Source organism: Bradyrhizobium sp. (assembly GCF_022844465.1).
GTDB lineage: Bacteria > Pseudomonadota > Alphaproteobacteria > Rhizobiales > Xanthobacteraceae > Bradyrhizobium.
On the sequence record NZ_JALHLP010000001.1, the window covers coordinates 641,747 to 659,286 of the forward strand.

The following is a 17,540-nucleotide window of genomic DNA, read 5'->3' on the forward strand; positions in this document are numbered from 1 at the left end:
AAAGTCATCCCGCTTAGGCGCTTTGCCGGCGGCCCGGCAGAACGTTCTTCATAAGCTTCCATGCCGGAGCCACCGCATACTGAATAACCGGGATCGCGGCGGCACCAACCAGCAGCCCAAGGACCCCCGAGATCGCCGCTTCAACCACCCATTTCAGCACACCGGCCACCTGCGGAAGCGCGTGCGCCACCGCATCGGCGGCAGCGTGGACGGCGTGGCCGATCGCAGGCGGACCGTAGACCTCAAGGCCATGCAGGATGATGCCGCCGCCCACCCATATCATGGCGGCGGTTCCAACCACGCTGAGAATGGTCAGCAGGACCGGCATGCCGCGAACAATGGCGCGTCCGAGCGCACGGCCGATGCCACTGATCGCCGAGGCGCCATCGTTCCGCGCCAGCGCGAGACCGAAATCATCGGCTTTCACGATGAGGGCGACCACGCCGTACACTGCGACGGTAATCCCGATCCCGACCACCGCCAGCACCACCGCCTGCATCCACAGACTGCCTGCGGGAAGCGTCGCCAGCGTGATCGCCATGATCTCCGCCGAGAGGATGAAGTCGGTCTTGATGGCGCTTGCGATCTTCTCATCCTCGACTGTTCTTGCATTCAGCGCCACCGTGCCGAGCTGCGCTTCATGTTGATGCGCCTGGTGCGGCATGATCGCTTCCAGCACTTTCTCCACCCCTTCGTAGCAGAGGTAGGCGCCGCCGAACATCAAGAGGGGCGTGATCGCCCAGGGCAGGAAATAGCTGAGCGCCAGGGCGGCGGGAAGCAGGATCAGGAGCTTGTTGCGAAGCGATCCGGCCGCGATCCGGCCGACGATCGGCAGTTCGCGCCCGGCGTCGAATCCGATCACGTAACCCGGCGTGACCGCGGTATCGTCGATCACCACGCCCGCCGCCTTGGCTCCCGCCTTGGCGGCCTGGCTGGCCACGTCGTCAAGCGAGGCCGCGGCCACCTTGGCGATTGCCGCGATATCGTCGAGAAGGCCGATCAGTCCGACGCTCATCGATGCTTTCCTTTCATCATCCGCGAATTGCTCGGCGGCGAGATAGAATTGCCGGCGCACAAGCTCAGGCTTGCAGCGGTTGCCGGCGGGCGCGCATTTCGTCGCTCGGCCTGATATCCTGCGCGCGGCTATAGACGGCGACAGCGACGATCAGCACCCCCGTCAGCACCCCAAACAACGCGCGGTAGGCGGTTTCGCTCCGGGCGCCGTCGGCCAACGGCTCGAAGGCGCCGACGATGACGCCCGACAGCGTCTGCATGCAGGCGACGCCAAGCATCACCGCAGTGTTGATCGTCGCCACGCCGCGCCCAATCAGCCGGTCCGGAAAGATTCCGCGGCCGTGCGTCATCACCATGGTGCTGGCGGCGCCGAACAGGCCCATGCACAGGATCGCGGCGATCGGCACCCAGACCGGCGGGCGCGACGCCAGCGCCAGCACCGCGAGCATGGCGATGGTGACCAGCGTGCCGCCGACCGCGATCCATTTGCGCGTGTCCAGCACGCGGTCCAGCGGGCCGAAGCCGATGATGCCGAACTGGTAGGTGATGACGGCGGCGAGCAGGACGTTGCCGGCCTCGATCGCCGTGAGGCCGTAGACCTCGCGCAGGAACGGTCCGCCCCACAAGCCCTGCACGGTGAAGGTACAGGCGTAGTTGCAGAAATTCATCACCAGGATCGGCTTCAGGAGCGGGTTGCCTAGCACTTCGAGCAGGCCTTGCAGCATCTGGCGCGGCGTCTCCGGGGTGCGGTCCAGAAACGGATGGCCGGGCGGCGCGTCGCGCACCACCACCCAAACCGCGATGGTCGCGAGCGCGATGAAGACGACGACGGCGCCGAACACGGCGCGCCAGCCGACCGCCTCCGAGGCCCAGGCCAGCGGCGTGGTGGCGACCAGATTGCCGAGCAGGCCGATCGACAGCACCATGGCCGTGAGCGTGGAGAAGCGGTCCGGCGGGAACCAGCGCGAGATCACCACCATGCTGCCGATCAGCATGACGCCGAAGCCGGCGCCCATCAGCGCGCGACCAGTGAGCAGAACCGGCCAGCTCGGCGCCAGCGTGAACACGGCGGCGCCCAGCGTCGCCAGAATCAGCATGCCGGTTACGGTGCGTCGCGGGCCAAGATGGTCGAACAGGAAGCCGCAGGGTATTTGCATGGCGGCGAAGCCAAAGAAGAATGCACCGGTCAGCGCGCCCAGGGCTTCCGGCCCGATCCCGAGGTCGCGCATCAGGTCAAGCCCGATGGTGACGTTGGCCGCGCGAAAAAAATGGCTGGCGACATAGGCGGTGGCCAATGTCGTGACGATGATCAGGCCCCGGCGGTGGGGGAACGGGCGCCGCTCGGTGGACTGCATCGATGGGGCGAGATCCCGCTTCTCGTTAAGAATGGCTCGGCAGGCATTGCTGGCTTCCGAGCCTATGCGGGCTTGCCGCGCCGTTCAAGGTTGCAACGATCGCCGCGGCCCGGCAAATCACCGTCGGATTGCCTCCGATGCCCGGCCGGCGCGACCTCACCGGAACCGGCCGCAATGTTATCCAACTTTCCGACTACCGATCGAGCATAAACTTGTCGAACTGATTCGGCGGACTTTCGCGGTCCGCGAGGAGATTGTGATGGCTTTTTTTCGGCGCGAACCCAGCCCGGTCGCGCGCTTTGAGGGTGCGTTGAGAGACAGGCTGGCGGCGCGTCAGAAGCTGGCTGGCCGGTTGCGTACCGCGGAGGCGGAACTTGGAGAAAAGCGCGCCGCGGCCGAACGGCTGGCGGTGGCCGGCGCCGCCAACGCCCGGCTTGACCGGGCCGAAGCCAGCATGCGCGCGGTCGAAAGCCATGCCAAGACGCTCGCCGCCGCGCTGGCCGAATGCGACGAACAGGTCGCCGCGGCCGAGCGCGCGCTCGCTGACGCCATCGCTCAGCGCGACCGCAACCTGGTGGCCGACGAGATCGAGGCGATGGCCGCCGCGATCGAGCGGGCTGCGCCCGGGTTCGAGGCCGGCGCCGCCACGCTGATCGAGTCCGTCACCAAACGCTCGACGACCATGCCGGAAGCAACGAGGTTCTCGACGACCGTGGACGCCATGCGTCGCGAGGTTCTCTCGGCCGTGGAACTGGTATGCTGGGAACTGCGGTCCGCGGCGGTGCATGCGCGCGCGGGCAATGCCAACGTCGCCTGCGACGCGCCCTCGGAGTCCGAGCAGCCGCCATTGGCGGAGATCGAGCGGCAATTGATCTACACACTGCATCCCTTGCTCTGGCGCGAGGGCGGCGAGGTGACCAGGGTTCCCGCCTTCGCCCTGGTTGGGTTGCCGAAGGCGCTGCTGCCCACCGCGCTGCGGCATCAGCATGTGGACCATCTCAACGCCAGGCGGGTGCAGACCCTGATGCACCTCCACGGTAGCGAAGGGCTGGTGGGCGACCCGCAATATGACGAGCTCCAGCCCGTCGATCTCGATGCCCTCATCGCCGCCGAGAAGCCGGACGCCCAGGTCGATGTGGCGTGAATCCGCAAGCCTTCTCCGCTACAGATGAATCGAGAAGGCAACTGCGGGAAAAGATCATGGGCTTCTTCGAACGATTGAAGGCGGCGACCGCCGCCGAGTGGCGGACCTACACCGAACATCCTTTCACCGACGGGCTGGCGGACGGTTCGCTCAGCGAGGCGGCGTTTCGTCGCTACCTCGTTCAGGACTATTTGTTCCTCATCGAGTTTGCCCGCGCCTATGCGCTCGCCGCCTACAAGTCGCCCACGCTCGATGACATGCGCGAGGCGGCCGGCGGCATCTCGGCCATTCTCGACGTCGAGATGAAGCTGCATGTGAAGCTCTGCGCCGGCTGGGGACTGTCCGCCGCCGATCTTGAAAAGGCGCAGCCGGCCATGGAGATGCTGGCCTACACGCGCTACGTGCTCGATGCCGGCATGCGCGGCGACCTGCTGGCGCTGAAGGTGGCGCTGGCGCCGTGCGTGATCGGCTATGCCGAGATCGCGACCCGGCTCGCAGCACACCGCAACGCGCAGTCGGCAACCAATCCCTACCGGGTCTGGATCGCCGAATATGCCGGGGCGCCCTACCAGGAGGTCGCGGCGAGATCGCGGACCCACATGGAAGCGCTCGCCGAACGCTACGCCACTCCGGCGCGCGAGGCCGAACTGATCGCGATCTTCAGGGAAGCCACCCGGCTTGAAGCCGACTTCTGGGAAATGGGCTGGCGCGCCGGGGCGCGCTAAAGCGCGCGACGTGACTGGAACACGCCGCTTGGGCAGCCCGAAGCGGCATCGGTCATTCAGCTCACAGCAATCCGGCGCCGCGGGCCCATTTGTACTTGGCGCCGAGCACCTCGACCGGCATTTCGGTCGAATAGGCATAGGCCGGGATGCCGTTCTGGTAGAGATATTCGGCCGCTTCCTCGACCTCGACGTCGCCGGCGAGCGAGGCGACGATCGGCTTGACAAAGCCCTTGGCCTCCATCTCCTTCTTCACCTCGACCATATTGCGGGCAAACACCATCGGCGGCGTGACGATGGTGTGCCAGTAGCCAAGGATTAGCGCGTGAATCCGCTCATCCGAAAGGCCGAGCTTGACCGTGTTGACATAGGTGATCGGCGGCTCGCCGCCGGTGATGTCGACCGGGTTGCCGGCCGCGCCGAACGGCGGAATGAATTTCCTGAACGCCGCGTCGAGGTCGGGCGGCATCGCCATCAGCGACAGGCCGTTGTCGATCACGGAATCCGACAACAGCACGCCGGAGCCGCCGGCGCCGGTGATGATCAGGATGTTCTCGCCCTTGGGCGTCGGCAGCACCGGCACGCCGCGGGCGAATTCGAGCAATTGCCGCAGGCTGCGCGCCCGGATCACGCCGGACTGCGCGAACACGTCCTCGTAGATCTTGTCGTTGCCGGCGAGCGCGCCGGTATGCGACGACGCCGCCTTGGCGCCGGCCGAGGTGCGGCCGGCCTTGAGCACGATCACCGGCTTCTTCTTGGAGACGCGCTTGGCGGCCTCGGCGAAGGCGCGGCCGTCCTTCAGGTCCTCGCAGTGCTGCGCGATCAGGTTGGTGTTGGGATCCTGTTCGAAGAACGCCAGCAGGTCGTCCTCGTCGATATCCGACTTGTTGCCGAGCCCGACGATCGCGGAGACGCCCATCTTGGCGGAGCGCGAGAAGCCGATGATCGCCATGCCGATGCCGCCGGATTGCGACGACAGCGCCGCGTGGCCCTTGACGTCATAGGCGGTGCAGAACGTGGCGCAGAGATTGGCGTGGGTATAGTAGAAGCCGTAGATGTTCGGCCCCATCAGGCGCACATTGTACTTCTTGCCGATCTCGACAATCTCGTCCTGCAGTTCCGGCGCGCCGGCTTCGGCGAAGCCCGAGGGAATCAGGACGGCGCCGGGAATCTTCTTCTCGCCGCATTCGACCAGCGCGCCCGCCACCAGCTTGGCGGGAATCGCAAACACCGCGGTGTCGATCACGCCAGGCACGTCCTTGACGCTCTTGTAGGCCTTGTAGCCGAGAATGTCGGCGGCCTTGGGGTGGATCGGATAGATTTCGCCCTTGTAGCCGCCATTGATCAGGTTCTTCATCACGGAGTTGCCGATCTTGCCGTCCTCGGCGGAAGCCCCGATCACGGCGACAGCCTTCGGCTGCATGATGCGGCTCATCGCGGCGACGATTTCATCGGTTGGGCGCGGCGCCGGGCGCGGCCTGTAGTCGAAATCGACGACGATGCGCACGTCGGCGGCGATCGCGTCCTTTTTGGTGGCGAATACCGGGTTGAGATCGAGTTCGACGATTTCAGGAAAGTCGCTGACCAGCTGCGACACCTTGACGATGATGTCGGCCAGCGCGTCGCGGCTGACCGGATCGCCGCCGCGCACGCCTTTCAGCATCTCGTGGGCCTGGATGCCATCCAGCATCGACAACGCATCCTGCCTGGTCGCCGGCGCGAGTCGGAAGGTGATGTCCTTCAGTATCTCCACCAGGACGCCACCGAGACCGAACGCCACCAGCTTGCCGAAAGAGTTGTCGGTGATCGAGCCGACGATGACTTCGGTGCCTCCCGTCAGCATCTGCTGGACCTGGATGCCCTCGATCCTGGCGTCGGCCTTGTACTTTTTCGCGCTCGCCATGATCGCATCGAAGCTTTTTTCAGCATCGGCGGCGCTTTTCACGCCGACGATGACGCCACCCGCCTCGGTCTTGTGGAGGATGTCGGGCGAGACGATTTTCATGACGACGGGAAAACCCATCGCGGCTGCAATCTTCGCGGCTTCGGCGGCCGACTTGGCCACGCCTTCGCTCGGAACCGGGATGCCATAGGCATCGCAAACCAGCTTGCCTTCCGGCGCTGTCAGGCTGCTGCGCTTGCCCGCCTTGACCGCGTCCAGCACCCGACGGACCGCATCTTTCGACGCCGCCCCCACGCCATCCTTGCGCGCCGTCTCTGCAGAATTTGACATGGGCTCCTCCTGAGGCTGGTTTTTATGGCATTTGGTATGCCAGAAAAGAGATTGTCAAGACAAGCCCTTGCAGAGAAACGTTGGAAAACAAGGCCAACTTGACACTGTGGCATTTGGTATGCCAAAAATCTTGCGGTTGTTATCTGCTAGCAAGAGCCTCCCATACGGAGGAGACGCGTCGTGCCCGCACCCAAGCAAACCAAGGCGCCGCCTGTCATGGCTGAGGCTGATATCGCGATCGTCCGGATTGCACCCGAGACGAGCTTCAAGAACAAGGCCTATGAGGCCTTGAAGGAAGCCATCCTCAAGATGGACATCTATGCCACGCCCGAGCAGGTGATGCTCGACGAGCGCGCGTTGTCCGAACGCCTCGGCGTCAGCCGCACCCCCATCCGCGAAGCCATCGCGATGCTGGAGCAGGACGGCTTCGTCAAGACCGTGCCACGCCGCGGCATCGTCGTGGTCCGCCGCACCAAGACCGAGATCGTCGACATGATCCGCGCCTGGGCCGCGCTCGAGAGCATGGCCGCGCGCCTGATCACGACCACGGCGCGCAAGAAGGACATCTCGGCGCTGCGCGATTTCTTCAAGGACTTCGGCAAGGACCGGCTGCCGCAGAATCACGTCGAGGAATATTCCAGGGCCAACATCGCCTTTCACCAGGCGCTGATCTCGCTCTCGGAGTCGCCGGTGCTGGTCGACATGACCAACGACATCCTGCTGCATGTGCGCGGCTACCGGCAATTGACCATCGGGCGGACCGACCGCACCGCAACCTCGCTCCCCGAGCATATGGCGATCATCGAGGCGCTGGAGGCGCGCGATACCGAACTGGCGGAGAAGCGCGCGCGCGACCACACGCTGGGCCTCGCCGCCTATGTCGAGGCGCACGGGCAAGAACTGTTCACCTGAAGCAGCGTCGCTGCCGGAACGATCAATTCGTCCGAACAAAAAAACGATCCGGGAGATGGAGCCGATGCCTGACATTGCAACGAAGTCCGAGGCGCAAGGCACCGAGCAGGAATTGACGGACGGCTTTCATCTCGTCATCGACGCGCTCAAGCTCAACGGCATCAACACCATCTACGGCGTGCCGGGCATCCCGATCACCGATCTCGGACGGATGATGCAGGCCGCGGGGATTCGCGTGTTGTCGTTCCGCCACGAGCAGAATGCGGGCTACGCCGCGTCGATCGCCGGCTACCTGACCAAGAAGCCCGGCGTCTGCCTCACCGTCTCGGCGCCCGGCTTCCTCAATGGCCTGACCGCGCTCGCCCACGCCACCACCAACTGCTTTCCGATGATCCTGATCTCGGGCTCGTCCGAGCGCGAAATTGTCGATCTGCAGCAAGGCGATTATGAGGAAATGGATCAGCTGGCGATCGCCAAGCCGCTCTGCAAGGCGGCGTTCCGCGTCCTGCATGCGGCCGACATCGGCATCGGTTTCGCACGCGCGATCCGCGCCGCGCTCTCGGGGCGGCCCGGCGGCGTCTATCTCGACCTGCCGGCGAAACTCTTTGGCCAGGTGATTGACGCCGACGTCGGGGCGAGATCGCTGGTGAAGGTGATCGACGCAGCGCCCGCCCAGATCCCGGCGCCTTCGGCGGTCCGGCGCGCGCTCGACGTGCTCAAGGGCGCCAAGCGTCCCCTCATCATCCTCGGCAAGGGCGCAGCCTACGCGCAGGCCGACGACGATATCCGCGCCTTCGTCGAGAAGAGCGGCGCACCGTTTCTGCAGATGAGCATGGCCAAGGGCCTGTTGCCGGACACCCATGCGCAGTCGGCCGGCGCGGCGCGCTCGACCGTGCTGAAGGACGCCGACGTCGTGATGTTGATCGGCGCCCGCCTCAACTGGCTGCTCTCCCACGGCAAGGGCAAGACCTGGGGCGACGCGCCAAAGAAGTTCGTCCAGATCGACATCGAGCCCAGGGAAATGGATTCGAACGTCGAGATCGTGGCCCCCGTGGTCGGCGATATCGGCTCCTGCGTCGCCGCCCTGCTCGAAGGCATGGGCGGCGGCTGGCCCGCCGCGCCCGCCGACTGGGTGAAAACCGTCATCAGCAAGCGCGACGACAACGTTGCAAAGATGGCGCCGAAGCTGATGAGCAACGCCTCGCCGATGGATTATCACGGCGCGCTGGGCGCGCTGCGCACCATCATCCGGGAGCGGCCCGACGCGATCCTGGTCAACGAGGGCGCCAATACGCTCGACCTTGCCCGCGGCGTCATCGACATGTACCAGCCGCGCAAGCGGCTCGACGTCGGCACCTGGGGCGTGATGGGCATCGGCATGGGCTACGCGATCGCGGCTGCGGTCGAAACCGGCAAGCCGGTGCTGGCGGTCGAAGGCGACTCGGCCTTCGGCTTCTCCGGCATGGAGATCGAGACCATCTGCCGGTACCGGCTGCCGATCTGCATCGTCGTCTTCAACAATGACGGCATCTATCGCGGCACCGACGTCAATCCGGCCGGCGCCGACCCCGCCACCACCGTGTTCGTCAAGGGCTCGCGCTACGACAAGATGATGGAGGCCTTCGGCGGCGTCGGCGTCAATGCGACCTCGCCCGACGAGTTGAAGCGCGCCGTCAACGAAGCGATGGATTCCGGCAGGCCAACACTGATCAACGCGGTGATCGACCCGGCGGCCGGCTCGGAGAGCGGCCGCATCGGCAACCTCAACCCGCAAAGCGCTCTGAAGAAGAAATGAACCATCAACCCATCGGTGTCATTCCCCGCGCAGGCGGGGAATCCAGTAGCCACCAGACTATCGTTGACGAAGGCTGTGCCCGACTGAACCGACGGTGATTACTGGATGCCCGCCTTCGCGGGCATGACGGCGACAGATAGCAAACGGAGAATGAATATGTCTAAGGCGCTCACGGGCGTTCGTATCCTCGATTTCACCCACGTCCAGTCGGGACCGACCTGCACGCAATTGCTGGCCTGGTTCGGCGCCGACGTGATCAAGGTCGAGCGTCCCGGCGTCGGCGACATCACCCGCGGCCAGCTGCAGGACATCCCGAATGTGGACAGCCTGTACTTCACCATGCTCAATCACAACAAGCGTTCGATCACGCTTGACACCAAGAATCCGAAGGGCAAGGAAGTCCTGACCGCGCTGATCAAGAGCTGCGATGTGCTGGTGGAAAATTTCGGCCCCGGCGTGCTCGACCGCATGGGTTTTCCCTGGGAGAAGATCCAGAGCATCAATCCGAAGATGATCGTGGCCTCGATCAAGGGTTTCGGTCCCGGACCGTATGAGGATTGCAAGGTGTACGAGAACGTCGCGCAGTGCACCGGCGGCGCGGCCTCAACCACCGGCTTCCGCGACGGGCTGCCGCTGGTCACCGGCGCGCAGATCGGCGACAGCGGCACCGGCCTGCATCTGGCGCTCGGCATCGTCGCCGCGCTCTACCAGCGCACGGTCACCGGCCGCGGCCAGAAGGTCACCGCCGCAATGCAGGACGGCGTGCTCAACCTCGCCCGCGTCAAGCTGCGCGACCAGCAGCGCCTCGCCCATGGCCCGCTCAAGGAATACAGCCAGTACGGCGAGGGCATTCCGTTCGGCGACGCGGTGCCGCGCGCCGGCAACGATTCCGGCGGCGGCCAGCCCGGCCGCATCCTCAAATGCAAGGGCTGGGAGACCGATCCCAACGCCTACATCTATTTCATCACCCAGGCGCCGGTGTGGGAAAAGATCTGCGACGTGATCGGCGAACCCGGCTGGAAGATTCATCCCGACTACGCCAAGCCCCCTGCCCGGCTGTCGCGGCTCAACGAAATCTTCGCCCGCATCGAGCAATGGACCATGACCAAGACCAAGTTCGAGGCGATGGAAATCCTCAACAAGGACGACATCCCCTGCGGCCCGATTCTCTCGATGAAGGAGATCGCGGAGGACCAGTCGCTGCGCGCCACCGGCACCGTGGTCGAGGTCGATCACCCCACCCGCGGCAAGTACCTGTCGGTCGGCAACCCGATCAAGATGTCGGACTCACCGAGCGAGGTCACGAGATCCCCGCTGCTCGGCGAGCACACCGACGAGATCCTGCGCCAGGTTCTCGGCTTCTCCGACCATCAGGTGGCCGAGATTCACGATTCCGGCGCGCTTGATCCGCCGCGGAAGCAGGCGGCGGAATAACCCACCGGATACTGGGCAACCCGGCCGTCGCCGGATTTCTGGCGGCCTTGGTTCCCGTCGCAGCGCCGGCTGTTGTTTTCGTAGCGTTGCAAAACCGGGGGTTGTCGCCGGCAGAACCTGGCAGGCTGGCATCTGGCATGCCGTACCGTTGTGGATGTCGGCCGGGAAAGTCGGGCGCCCGATTTCGATGAAGGGAAAAAACCATTTGCATCGTGGCATATCATATACAAGAATGCCGGGAACGGTGATGAGAATAACAAGAACGCGCGATTGGGATGGGCACGTGCAATCCGCAGGGGACCGCGGACGAAGAACGGCGGAGGGCGCGCGGCGCGCGCATGCGCGGCTGTCTCACTCGCGTCATCCCGGAACTGCAATTGGCCAAAGGAAGCGGATGCCGCGCAGGCGCACCTGCCGTACAACCCAAGCCTGCCGCGACCGAGATCGAACAAACCTTGTAGCGTAACGATCGCTAGACCAAAGCCCGAGGATTGATCGGGATGAACCTGAAAGCCGGCAAAGACCGGCATCACCACAGCTCGACGGGAGAGAACACATGAAGCGTTCTGCAGAATTCGCATTGGCGACGATGGCCGCGCTGTACGCGGGCGCGATGGCGGCGCCGGCGCTGGCGGCGTGGGAGCCGGTGCGGCCGGTCGAGTTCATCGTTCCCGCCGGCACCGGCGGCGGCGCCGACCAGATGGCGCGCACCATCCAGGGCATCGTCACCAAGCACAATCTGATGAAGCAGCCGATGGTCGTCATCAACAAATCGGGCGGCGCCGGCGGCGAAGGCTTTCTCGACCTGAAGGCATCGGGCGGCAATCCGCACAAGATCATCATCACGCTCTCCAACCTGTTCACCACTCCGCTTGCCACCGGCATTCCGTTCAGCTGGAAGGATCTCACGCCGGTTGCGATGCTGGCGCTCGACGAGTTCGTGCTCTGGGTCAACGCCGAGCAGCCGTTCAAGACGACGAAGGATTTCATCGCCGCCGTGAAGGCCGCGCCCGCGGGCACCATGAAGATGGGCGGCACCGGCTCGAAGCAGGAAGACCAGATTATCACCGTTGCGATCGAAAAGGCCGCCGGCGTCCGCTTCACCTACATTCCCTACAAGGGCGGCGGCGAAGTCGCGGTGCAGTTGGTCGGCAACCACGTCGAGTCGACTGTCAACAATCCAATCGAGGCGGTCGCGCAATGGCGCGGCGGCAAGCTGCGGCCGCTCTGCGTATTCGACGCCAAGCCGATGGCCTATGACGAGCCGATCGCCGACGGCAAGAGTTGGAAGGACATCCCGTCCTGCAAATCGCAGGGACTCGACATCGAATACCTGATGCTGCGCGGCATCTTCATGTCGCCCAGGGCCACCAAGGACCAGGTCGAGTATTACGTCGATCTTTTCAAGAAGGTTCGCGCCACCCCCGAATGGCTGGACTTCATGAAAAGCGGCGCCTTCAACACCACCTTCCTGACCGGGGCCGACTACGCCAAATGGGTCGAGATCGAGGAGAAGCGTCACGAAACCCTGATGAAGGACGCGGGCTTCCTCGCCACCGGGAACTGACCGGGCAAGCACGATCGGTCGCCAGCCCGGATCCACCGCCCCCTGAAGGGCGGCGCGTAGACCGCGCGCGCCGCCGCATGGAGTTTCGATGACGACAGGCAGTTCGAGCAGCACCGGCCCGGCGCACCGGCTGGTGGAGGCAGGCATCACCGGGCTGATCGCGCTGTTCGGCGCGGTGGTGATCTACGGCAGCGTCAAGGCCGGGATCAACTGGGGCTCGGAAGGCCCGCGCGCCGGCTTCTTCCCGTTCTACATCGGCATCTTCATCGTCGCCTCCAGCGCCATCAATCTGTGGAACGGGCTGCGCGAGGACAATGACGCGCTGTTCGCGGAATGGGGGCAGCTGCGACAGGTCATGAGCGTGGTGGTTCCGACCGCGATCTATGTCGGCGTGATGCCGTTCGCCGGATTGTACCTCGCCTCGGCCGTCTTCATCGGCTGGTTCATGCGATGGCTCGGCAAGTACCGATGGGTCACCGTGCTGGCGGTCTCGCTCGGCATGCCGATCGTCACCTATTTCATTTTCGAGCGCTGGTTTCTGGTCCCGCTTCCGAAGGGGCCGGTCGAAGAGTGGCTCGGTCTGTAACCCGTCGCACCGTCAGGAATCACCGGGATGGAAGAACTCGCCAATCTTTTTCAGGGCTTTGCGATCGCGCTGCAGCCCTTCAACATCATGGTGATGGTCCTCGGCATCGTGCTCGGCGTCGTGATCGGCGTGCTGCCGGGACTGGGCGGCGCCAACGGGGTTGCGATCCTGTTGCCCTTGACCTTCAGCATGCCGCCGACCTCGGCCATCATCATGCTGTCCTGCATCTATTGGGGTGCGTTGTTCGGCGGGGCGATCACTTCCATCCTGTTCAACATCCCGGGCGAGCCGTGGTCGGTGGCGACGACTTTCGACGGCTACCCGATGGCGCAGCAGGGCAAGGCCGGCGAAGCGCTGACCGCGGCCTTCACCTCCTCCTTCGTCGGCGCGCTGTTCGCCGTCGTCATGATCACGCTGGTCGCGCCGCTGGTCGCGAGCTTTGCGCTGCGGTTCGGGCCTGCGGAGAAGTTCGCGGTCTATTTCCTGGCGTTTTGCAGTTTCGTTGGCCTCAGCAAGGAGCCGCCGTTCAAGACCATCGCGGCGATGATGATGGGCTTTGCGCTCGCTGCCGTCGGCCTTGATTCCATTACCGGCCAGTTGCGGCTGACTTTCGGTTTCACCGAGATGCTGAACGGGTTCGACTTCCTGATCGCCGTGATCGGGCTGTTCGGCATCGGCGAAATCCTGCTGACGATGGAGGAAGGGCTGAGCTTTCGCGGCGGCAAGGCCAAGATCAATCTGCGGGTGGTGGTGCAGACCTGGAAGGAGCTGCCGGCCTACTGGATGACCTCGTTGCGCTCCTGCCTGATCGGCTGCTGGATGGGCATCACGCCGGCCGGCGCCACCCCGGCCTCGTTCATGAGCTACGGCATCGCCAAGCGGATGTCGAAGAAGGGCAACAATTTCGGCAAGGGTGAGATCGAAGGCGTGGTCGCGCCGGAAACCGCGGCGCACGCGGCCGGCACCGCGGCGTTGCTGCCGATGCTCTCGCTCGGCGTGCCGGGTTCGCCCACCGCGGCGGTGCTGCTCGGCGGCCTCTTGATCTGGGGCCTGCAGCCGGGGCCGATGCTGTTCGTCGAGCAGAAGGAATTCGTCTGGGGCCTGATCGCCTCGATGTATCTCGGCAACCTCGTCGGGCTGATCGTGGTGCTGACCTGCGTGCCGATTTTCGCCGCCATCCTGCGCATCCCCTTCAGCATCATTGCGCCGCTGATCCTGGTGTTGTGCGCGATCGGCGCCTATTCGGTCCACAGCAGCACCTTCGACGTGATCCTGATGCTGGTGTTCGGCGTGATCGGCTATTTGCTCAAGAAGTGCAATTACCCGCTCGCCCCGCTGGTGCTGGCGATCGTGCTCGGCGACAAGGCGGAAGAGGCGTTCCGGCAATCGTTGCTTGGCTCGCAGGGATCGCTTGGGATTTTCTTCTCCAACGCGCTGGTCAGCACTATCATGATCCTCGGATTGATCGCGCTGTTCTGGTCGGTGATCCAGCAGGGCTATACCCGCCTGCGCGGCGCGACCGCCTGATGCCTTGGCGCCGGCGCGTGGCGGATTGAAGCCGCGCATTGGCGCTTTGTTGGCATACTTGCCTGGATCGGGGCGCTGGAGCGACGCCCGCCCACCTAAGAACTCACAAGCGGAAAAGCCCACAATTGTCAGTAATGCTGACAGTTTATCTAATCGCGGGTTCATTGACAATTGGCATTTTGTATACCACGATTGACCGACATTTCATTTCAGGAGGTTGCCATGCACGTTGGAGATATCCTGCGCAAGAAAACCGCCCGTGTCGCGACGATCCGCATGAACGAGACCGTCGCGGTGGCCGCGCAACTGATGCGCGCCAGCAATATCAGCGCCCTCGTCGTCAAGGACGTGGTTCGCACCGAGGGCAACACCGCGGCGGGCATGTTCACGGAACGCGACGTGGTCCGCGCCATCGCCGAGCACGGCGCCGCCGGGGTCAACATCAAGGTGTCGCAGCTGATCTCGGTGCAACAGCTGGTTTCCTGTACCTCGACCGATACGCTCGAGCATGTCCGCCACCTCATGAGCAAGCATCATATCCGCCACGTGCCGGTGATCGACAATTACAGCCTGGTCGGCGTCATCAGCATCCGCGACATCTCCAACGCATTTGACGACGAAGCCACGCCGTTGAAACTGACCGCGTCGGCTTGAGCGACGGCGGTCGCCCGCCTCCACCGATTGTCCTGGATTGACGGAGATCAAGCTCGCCCTGCTCCCGACGCATTAGACGAATGATGTTCGGGAGCGCGGGAATGATGAGCCGGCGCAGATTTCTGAAGTCGAGTTCAAGTTTTGCGGTCGGCGGCCTTGCCGCCGCTCCGGTCGGAGCGTCCGCGAAGGACACGAGCAAGAACACCACCGCCTATGACGAAGCGGTGCGATCGACCTGGGCGCCACTGCGCGTCGATGGCGGCGCGCGCGAACTGATCCGTTACGCGACGCTGGCCGCCGACAGCCACAACAGCCAGCCCTGGAAATTTGTCGCCGAGCCGCGGCGCATCACCATCGCGCCCGATTTTACCCGCCGATGTCCCGCGGTCGATCCGGACGACCATCATCTGTCCGCGAGCCTGGGCTGCGCGGCGGAAAACATCGTGCTCGCCGCGGCGGCAGCCGGGCTGGCGGCCACGACGACCACAGCATCCGAGGCGATCACGATTGCGCTCGATGCCGACCGCCCGCACGAGTCCGAGCTGTTCAAGGCGATTCCGCACCGGCAAAGCACGCGGGCGCTTTACGACGGCGCGGCCGTGCCGGGCGAAAAGCTGGCGGGCCTGGAGAAGGCCGGCACCGGTACCGGCGTCTCGGTCATCGTCATTACCGACCGGTCGAAAATGAACGCCATTGCCGACTACGTCGTGGAGGGCAATTCGGCGCAAATGCGCGACCCGGCCTTCATGAACGAGCTCAAGCAGTGGATCAGGTTCAACGATTCAGATGCGGTCGCTGCCATGGACGGATTGTCGGCCGCGTCTTCAGGCAATCCGCAATTGCCGGCCTGGCTGGCCCGCCTGCTGTTGCCGTGGGTCATGACCGAGCGCGGCGAGAACCAGAAGCATCGCGCGCAGATCCAGAGTTCGGCCGGTATCGCGATCTTCGTGTCCGACCGCAGCGACTACAAGCACTGGGTCGAGGCCGGACGCGCCTGCCAGAGATTTGCGCTGCAGGCGACGGCGTTCGGGTTGAAGCAGGCCTTCATCAACCAGCCGGTCGAAGTCCCGCATCTGCGCCGCCAGCTGGCCTCGTTCCTCGGCATCGGTGAGCGAAGGCCGGACCTTGTCGTGCGCTTCGGCGCCGGGCCGGACCTGCCGAAGTCGCTGCGCCGTCCGGTCGAGCAACTGATCGTCGCATGAGAACCGTCGCGGCAGCCCTGCTCTATTTCCCCATTGTCTTCGCGGTCGGCATGGCGCTGGGGCCGATCCGCGTGCTCTGGCTGGGATCAGCCCGCGGAGCAATTGGCCCGTTTCGCAACCGCGCCGGGACTGATCTACGCCGCCCTTCTGGTGGCCTTTGCCGCGATGCCACTTTTGGTCAATCGGGCCGCCATTTCTGCCCTGCGGCGGAATTAGCCGTTACCCTTGCATGAACGCGCGGCCCGATCGCACGGCTTGCGCGATGGACAATCGAGCGCCGGGGCGGCATCCTTCCGCCTCAGAACAACAATGTTCCAGGGACTGAAAACCAAGAGGGCAGACATGAAGACCCGATTCACCGAACTGTTCGGCATCGAGCACCCGATCGTGCAAGGCGGCATGCAATGGGTCGGACGCGCCGAACTGGTCGCGGCGGTGGCCAACGCCGGCGCGCTCGGCCTGATCACCGCGCTGACGCAGCCGACGCCGGAAGACCTCACAAAAGAGATCGCGCGCTGCCGCGACCTGACCGATAAGCCGTTCGGCGTCAACCTCACCATCCTGCCCGCGATCAAGCCGCCGCCTTACGCGGAATACCGCCAGGCCATCATCGAGGCCGGCATCAAGATCGTGGAGACCGCCGGCAACAAGCCGCAGGAGCACGTCACCGAGTTCAAGAAGCACGGCGTCAAGATCGTCCACAAATGCACCAGCGTTCGCCACGGCCTGTCGGCGGAACGGATGGGAGTCGACGCGCTCTCGATCGACGGCTTTGAATGCGCCGGCCATCCCGGCGAGGACGACACGCCCGGCCTGATCCTGATCCCGGCCGCCGCCGACAAGATCAAGATCCCGATGATCGCCTCGGGCGGCTTCGCCGACGGCCGCGGCCTCGTCGCCGCACTCGCGCTCGGCGCCGAGGGCATCAACATGGGCACCCGCTTCATGTGCACCAGGGAGAGCCCGATCCACCAGCTGGTCAAGGAACGCATTGTCGCCAATGACGAACGCGAAACCGAATTGATCTTCCGCACCATGCGCAACACCTCGCGCGTCGCAAAGAACGCGATCTCGAGCAAGGTGGTGGCGATGGAAAAGGAAGGCGCCAAGTTCGAGGACGTGCGCGAGCTCGTCGCCGGCGTGCGCGGCAAGCAGGTCTACGCCACCGGCGACGCCGACGAAGGCATCTGGTCGGCCGGCCAGGTCCAGGGCCTGATCCACGACATTCCAACCTGCGCCGAACTGGTGTCGCGCATCATGCGCGACGCCGAGGCCATCATCCGCGACCGGCTCGAAGGCATGCTGTCGGGCGCGCGGCGTCAGGCGGCGGAATAAGACGGATCGAGCGCGCCGCGAGCTCGCTGCACCTCTCCCGCTTGCGGGGGAGGTCGGATC

15 protein-coding genes are annotated in these 17,540 nt (G+C 64.7%); 12 read left to right on the forward strand and 3 right to left on the reverse strand.

Going from position 1 to position 17,540, the window contains the following annotated elements:
• Positions 1-13: 13 nt before the first annotated feature.
• Together Q0D31_RS03250 and Q0D31_RS03255 are read right to left on the reverse strand one after the other, a co-directional pair.
• A complete protein-coding gene (locus Q0D31_RS03250) occupies positions 14-1,015 on the reverse strand; it encodes a DUF808 domain-containing protein (RefSeq protein ID WP_291844792.1) in 1,002 nt (333 codons plus the stop codon).
• 64 nt (positions 1,016-1,079) lie between these two features.
• Positions 1,080-2,369, reverse strand: coding sequence for an MFS transporter (locus Q0D31_RS03255; protein ID WP_291844801.1), 1,290 nt, complete (start codon positions 2,367-2,369; stop codon positions 1,080-1,082).
• Positions 2,370-2,628: 259 nt separating this feature from the next.
• Here Q0D31_RS03255 and Q0D31_RS03260 point away from each other — a divergent pair, with 259 nt between their 5' ends.
• Both Q0D31_RS03260 and tenA read left to right on the forward strand, forming a co-directional pair.
• Entirely contained in the window at positions 2,629-3,513 is an 885-nt protein-coding gene (locus tag Q0D31_RS03260) for a hypothetical protein (RefSeq protein ID WP_291844812.1), read from the forward strand.
• Between the two features lie 56 nt (positions 3,514-3,569).
• Positions 3,570-4,238 (forward strand): thiaminase II, encoded by a 669-nt coding sequence (gene tenA, locus Q0D31_RS03265; protein ID WP_291844822.1) that lies wholly within the window; start codon positions 3,570-3,572, stop codon positions 4,236-4,238.
• Between the two features lie 61 nt (positions 4,239-4,299).
• Here the strand turns inward: tenA and Q0D31_RS03270 are convergent, their stop codons facing one another.
• Positions 4,300-6,468, reverse strand: coding sequence for an acetate--CoA ligase family protein (locus Q0D31_RS03270; RefSeq protein ID WP_291844830.1), 2,169 nt, complete (start codon positions 6,466-6,468; stop codon positions 4,300-4,302).
• Positions 6,469-6,684: 216 nt separating this feature from the next.
• Here Q0D31_RS03270 and Q0D31_RS03275 point away from each other — a divergent pair, with 216 nt between their 5' ends.
• The 10 genes from Q0D31_RS03275 to Q0D31_RS03320 all read left to right on the forward strand — a co-directional run bounded on the left by Q0D31_RS03275 (position 6,685) and on the right by Q0D31_RS03320 (position 17,480).
• A complete protein-coding gene (locus tag Q0D31_RS03275) occupies positions 6,685-7,380 on the forward strand; it encodes a GntR family transcriptional regulator (protein ID WP_291846724.1) in 696 nt (231 codons plus the stop codon).
• A 64-nt stretch (positions 7,381-7,444) separates the two neighbouring features.
• A complete protein-coding gene (gene oxc / locus Q0D31_RS03280) occupies positions 7,445-9,175 on the forward strand; it encodes an oxalyl-CoA decarboxylase (protein ID WP_291844838.1) in 1,731 nt (576 codons plus the stop codon).
• Between the two features lie 156 nt (positions 9,176-9,331).
• Positions 9,332-10,609 carry a formyl-CoA transferase gene (frc, locus tag Q0D31_RS03285; RefSeq protein WP_291844858.1) on the forward strand — a complete coding sequence of 426 codons (1,278 nt, stop codon included), beginning with the start codon at positions 9,332-9,334 and terminating at the stop codon, positions 10,607-10,609.
• A 589-nt stretch (positions 10,610-11,198) separates the two neighbouring features.
• The gene (locus Q0D31_RS03290; RefSeq protein ID WP_291846726.1) at positions 11,199-12,176 is read left to right on the forward strand and encodes a tripartite tricarboxylate transporter substrate-binding protein; all 978 of its coding nucleotides are present in this window, start codon (positions 11,199-11,201) and stop codon (positions 12,174-12,176) included.
• An 88-nt stretch (positions 12,177-12,264) separates the two neighbouring features.
• Complete coding sequence (locus Q0D31_RS03295) at positions 12,265-12,762, forward strand: tripartite tricarboxylate transporter TctB family protein (protein WP_291844867.1); 498 nt, start codon at positions 12,265-12,267, stop codon at positions 12,760-12,762.
• Between the two features lie 27 nt (positions 12,763-12,789).
• A complete protein-coding gene (locus tag Q0D31_RS03300; RefSeq protein ID WP_291844873.1) occupies positions 12,790-14,289 on the forward strand; it encodes a tripartite tricarboxylate transporter permease in 1,500 nt (499 codons plus the stop codon).
• Positions 14,290-14,511: 222 nt separating this feature from the next.
• Entirely contained in the window at positions 14,512-14,943 is a 432-nt protein-coding gene (locus Q0D31_RS03305) for a CBS domain-containing protein (RefSeq protein WP_291844884.1), read from the forward strand.
• Positions 14,944-15,044: 101 nt separating this feature from the next.
• Entirely contained in the window at positions 15,045-16,145 is a 1,101-nt protein-coding gene (locus tag Q0D31_RS03310; protein WP_291844893.1) for a nitroreductase family protein, read from the forward strand.
• A complete protein-coding gene (locus Q0D31_RS03315) occupies positions 16,142-16,378 on the forward strand; it encodes a hypothetical protein (protein WP_291844902.1) in 237 nt (78 codons plus the stop codon). The genes Q0D31_RS03310 and Q0D31_RS03315 overlap by 4 nt, the downstream gene beginning before the upstream one ends.
• 109 nt (positions 16,379-16,487) lie before the next feature.
• A complete protein-coding gene (locus Q0D31_RS03320; protein WP_291844910.1) occupies positions 16,488-17,480 on the forward strand; it encodes a nitronate monooxygenase family protein in 993 nt (330 codons plus the stop codon).
• Positions 17,481-17,540: the final 60 nt, after the last annotated feature.

Excerpts from the sequence above, each read along its gene's own strand:
- Q0D31_RS03320 (WP_291844910.1), top strand. The coding sequence starts at position 16,488 with ATGAAGACCCGATTCACCGAACTGTTCGGCATCGAGCACCCGATCGTG.
- Q0D31_RS03300 (WP_291844873.1), top strand. The coding sequence starts at position 12,790 with ATGGAAGAACTCGCCAATCTTTTTCAGGGCTTTGCGATCGCGCTGCAG.
- Q0D31_RS03260 (WP_291844812.1), top strand. The coding sequence starts at position 2,629 with ATGGCTTTTTTTCGGCGCGAACCCAGCCCGGTCGCGCGCTTTGAGGGT.
- Q0D31_RS03295 (WP_291844867.1), top strand. The coding sequence starts at position 12,265 with ATGACGACAGGCAGTTCGAGCAGCACCGGCCCGGCGCACCGGCTGGTG.
- oxc (WP_291844838.1), top strand. The coding sequence starts at position 7,445 with ATGCCTGACATTGCAACGAAGTCCGAGGCGCAAGGCACCGAGCAGGAA.
- Q0D31_RS03250 (WP_291844792.1), bottom strand. The coding sequence starts at position 1,015 with ATGAGCGTCGGACTGATCGGCCTTCTCGACGATATCGCGGCAATCGCC.
- Q0D31_RS03305 (WP_291844884.1), top strand. The coding sequence starts at position 14,512 with ATGCACGTTGGAGATATCCTGCGCAAGAAAACCGCCCGTGTCGCGACG.
- Q0D31_RS03270 (WP_291844830.1), bottom strand. The coding sequence starts at position 6,468 with ATGTCAAATTCTGCAGAGACGGCGCGCAAGGATGGCGTGGGGGCGGCG.
- Q0D31_RS03290 (WP_291846726.1), top strand. The coding sequence starts at position 11,199 with ATGGCCGCGCTGTACGCGGGCGCGATGGCGGCGCCGGCGCTGGCGGCG.
- Q0D31_RS03255 (WP_291844801.1), bottom strand. The coding sequence starts at position 2,369 with ATGCAGTCCACCGAGCGGCGCCCGTTCCCCCACCGCCGGGGCCTGATC.
- Q0D31_RS03315 (WP_291844902.1), top strand. The coding sequence starts at position 16,142 with ATGAGAACCGTCGCGGCAGCCCTGCTCTATTTCCCCATTGTCTTCGCG.
- tenA (WP_291844822.1), top strand. The coding sequence starts at position 3,570 with ATGGGCTTCTTCGAACGATTGAAGGCGGCGACCGCCGCCGAGTGGCGG.
- Q0D31_RS03310 (WP_291844893.1), top strand. The coding sequence starts at position 15,045 with ATGATGAGCCGGCGCAGATTTCTGAAGTCGAGTTCAAGTTTTGCGGTC.
- Q0D31_RS03275 (WP_291846724.1), top strand. The coding sequence starts at position 6,685 with ATGGCTGAGGCTGATATCGCGATCGTCCGGATTGCACCCGAGACGAGC.
- frc (WP_291844858.1), top strand. The coding sequence starts at position 9,332 with ATGTCTAAGGCGCTCACGGGCGTTCGTATCCTCGATTTCACCCACGTC.